Origin of the sequence: Pseudomonas protegens (genome assembly GCF_003732485.1) — a bacterium.
In the GTDB taxonomy this organism is placed as follows: domain Bacteria; phylum Pseudomonadota; class Gammaproteobacteria; order Pseudomonadales; family Pseudomonadaceae; genus Aquipseudomonas; species Aquipseudomonas protegens_B.
This window is the reverse complement of record NZ_MOAK01000053.1, coordinates 34,457-37,097: the sequence shown is the minus strand read 5'-3', so window position 1 is coordinate 37,097 and position 2,641 is coordinate 34,457. Positions and strand designations below refer to the sequence as shown.

The window sequence follows — 2,641 nt, the reverse complement described above, 5'->3', positions numbered from 1 at the left end:
GTGGGCGGCACCCAGCCGATACCCGTGGATGTACGGGTGCTGGCTGCGACCCACGTGGACCTGGAGGCGGCCATTACCAGCGGTCGCTTTCGTGAGGATCTGTATTACCGGTTGAACGTGCTGCAGGTGATCACGGCGCCGCTGCGTGAGCGTCACGGCGACCTGGGGATGCTGGCCAGCCACTTTGCCCACTTCTACAGCCAGGAAACCGGACGCCGGCCGCGCAGTTTCAGTGAGGACGCCCTGGTGGCCATGGGCAAGCATGACTGGCCGGGCAATGTCCGCGAGCTGGCCAACCGGGTGCGCCGAGGCCTGGTGCTGGCCGAGGGCCGGCAGATCCAGGCCAGTGATCTGGGGTTACAAGGCCTGCAGGCCCAGGATCTGCCCATGGGCACCCTGGAGGACTACAAGCACCGCGCCGAGCGTCAGGCTTTGTGCGACGTGCTCAACCGGCACAGCGACAACCTCAGCGTGGCTGCCCGGGTGCTGGGCATCTCCCGTCCGACTTTTTACCGTTTGCTGCACAAGCACCAGATCCGCTAGGGCGCAAGAAACGCCAAGGCCCGCTGCGATTGGGGAATCGCCGCGGGCCTTGGGGTTTCTTGCCGGTGGATCAGAAGTAGTAGGGGAATTTCAGGCTGAAGGTGAAGGCCGGAGCGTCCTCGGTCATGCCGATGGACAGGTTGGGGACAATGGTCAGGTTGTCGGTGGCCGCAATGGTCATGCCGACGTTGAAGTAACCGGCGTTGGCGTCACTGGAGACCACCGATTGCCAATCGCCACCGTCCTGCTTGAGTTTGCTTTTGCGCTGCACCAGGTCGGACACCGAGAAGGACATGCTCATCTTCTCGTTGAGGGCGAAGGCCACACCGGCGCCGATCTGGAAGCTGTCGCCCAGACGGACCTTGCCGGGGGTCTTGCTGCCAACCGTGGAACTGATGTCGTCGAACGATTCTTCCAGATTGTGGGTGTAGGCCAAGGTCCCGAACAGCACGGCTGGATCGAAGGTCTTGACCAGGGAGATCCCGGGGGTGACCGACCAGACGCCGTTACCGGTCGGCAGGCTTTCAGGTACGTACAGGTTGTTGTTGCCCGCGGATCGAACCAGCTTGATGCCAAACGGCTCCTTGCCGGTGGGTGCCTTGACTCGCAGGGTGGCCACGGCGTCGGGCCAGAACTCCGACTCGTCGAGGAACTTGTAGGCCACGCCGAAGTTCATGTCCCCCAATGTTGGGTCACGGGTCACCGATTCCTCGGTGGTCTGGGTGCCGGAACCGCCGCCGCCACCGGACTGGAAGGTGGATTCGCGGTACACCACGGGTGCGTTGATATCGAATTGCCAGCGGTTGTTGAGGTTGTAGCGAGCGGTCAGGTCCAGGGTCCAGGTATCGGACTTGATTCGGTCCAGGTTGATGTTGCCGAGAAAGATCGAGTCCAGCGCAAGGAAGCCGTTCACCGTGAGTTGCCGGGCGTCATAGCGGGCGTAGGTCAAGCCGGTCTCGACACTGAACTTGCCGCCGCCGAAGAAGCCACTGGCTTCGTCATAGAGGTTGCTGACGCTTTGTGCCGGAGCCGAATCATCCTTGAGCGACTGACCATAGGAAGCGCCACCTGCAGCACCGCCGGAAGCGGCTCCGGCGCCAGTGCCCGCAACTTGTTGATTGCCTTTGAGATCAGCTGGCGACTTGGCCAGGCGCTTGGGCGGTGGTGCTGCCGGTTGATCCTCTACCTGCCGGACTCGCTGCTCCAGTACCGCCAGGGCCTTCTGCTGTACTTCGTAACGTTGCTTGAGCTCCAGAAGTTCGCGTTTCAGGGTCTCTACATCGGCATCCGGCGCTGCTTGTACCAGCGCCGCTGGAAATAGAGTGCTTAAACACATTACTGCGCGCAGTGAAACCGATCGATACATGAAATAAACCGTCCCTTGTGAACCCCAATAGTCGAGAATCAGCGTAGTTCAAGATCAGAATTTGCGTAGAGCGTCTAGCGTGGTCAGGTTGCAGTCCAAAGCACCGGTGCTGGGACCGTTGTTTCTGAGTACCACATTGAGTTGAGTCAGGTTGTTGACCAGGTTGCTGTTACCCATCAACTGAGTGTTCTGCAGCAGGTTGCCCTGGGCCACTTGTTGCAGGGCGTTGCCCTGATTGCCGTTAGCCTGTATCGCCATCTGGATACCGCCATTGAGTGCCGATACCGCCACGCTGCCGGCGGCGTTGCTGCCAGTGATGGTCTGGCCGCTCATCAAGGCCTGGCCGACCCCGGCGGCCAAGGCGGGTGCCTGGTTGGCCTCGGTGACATTGATGCTGATGTCGTTGTAGGCAGAGTTGCCGTCGCCGGCGGCTCTCACGCTCTGGGTTACGCCCTGGCCACTGGCCAGGCCTGCACCGCCGATCACATTACCGGTGCCTGGGGGCGGCGTGGTGCCGTTACCGGTCTGGGTGATGGTGGAGACGTAGAATTCCGGTTTGATGGTGGCTTGCTGGATCTGCAGCGAGGTGGTCGCACCGATCAGGTCACCGCTGGCGTTGCGCCAGGTACTGCTCATGACAATGCCGAAGCTGATAATCCGCCCCGGCATCACATAACGGCCCCGTAACTGCGATAACTCCTGATCCTGGATAAGTTCGGGCTTGAAACCAGC

3 protein-coding genes are annotated in these 2,641 nt (G+C 61.2%); 1 reads left to right on the top strand and 2 read right to left on the bottom strand.

The window, feature by feature from the left end; genetic code table 11:
• The coding region (locus tag BLX41_RS35270; RefSeq protein WP_259744845.1) for an AAA-type ATPase lid domain-containing protein at window positions 1-543 on the top strand (543 nt) is incomplete at its 5' end.
• A gap of 70 nt (window positions 544-613) precedes the next feature.
• On the opposite strand, the gene BLX41_RS13320 is transcribed toward BLX41_RS35270, so the two are convergent.
• Window positions 614-1,909 (bottom strand): hypothetical protein, encoded by a 1,296-nt coding sequence (locus tag BLX41_RS13320; protein WP_123725257.1) that lies wholly within the window; start codon window positions 1,907-1,909, stop codon window positions 614-616.
• A gap of 54 nt (window positions 1,910-1,963) precedes the next feature.
• Window positions 1,964-2,641, bottom strand: a 678-nt coding sequence (locus BLX41_RS13315; RefSeq protein ID WP_123725256.1) for a hypothetical protein, incomplete at its 5' end; no start/stop codon positions are given.

Bases quoted from the DNA above. Each gene is read 5' to 3' on its own strand.
- BLX41_RS13320 (WP_123725257.1), bottom strand. From the start codon at position 1,909: ATGTATCGATCGGTTTCACTGCGCGCAGTAATGTGTTTAAGCACTCTA.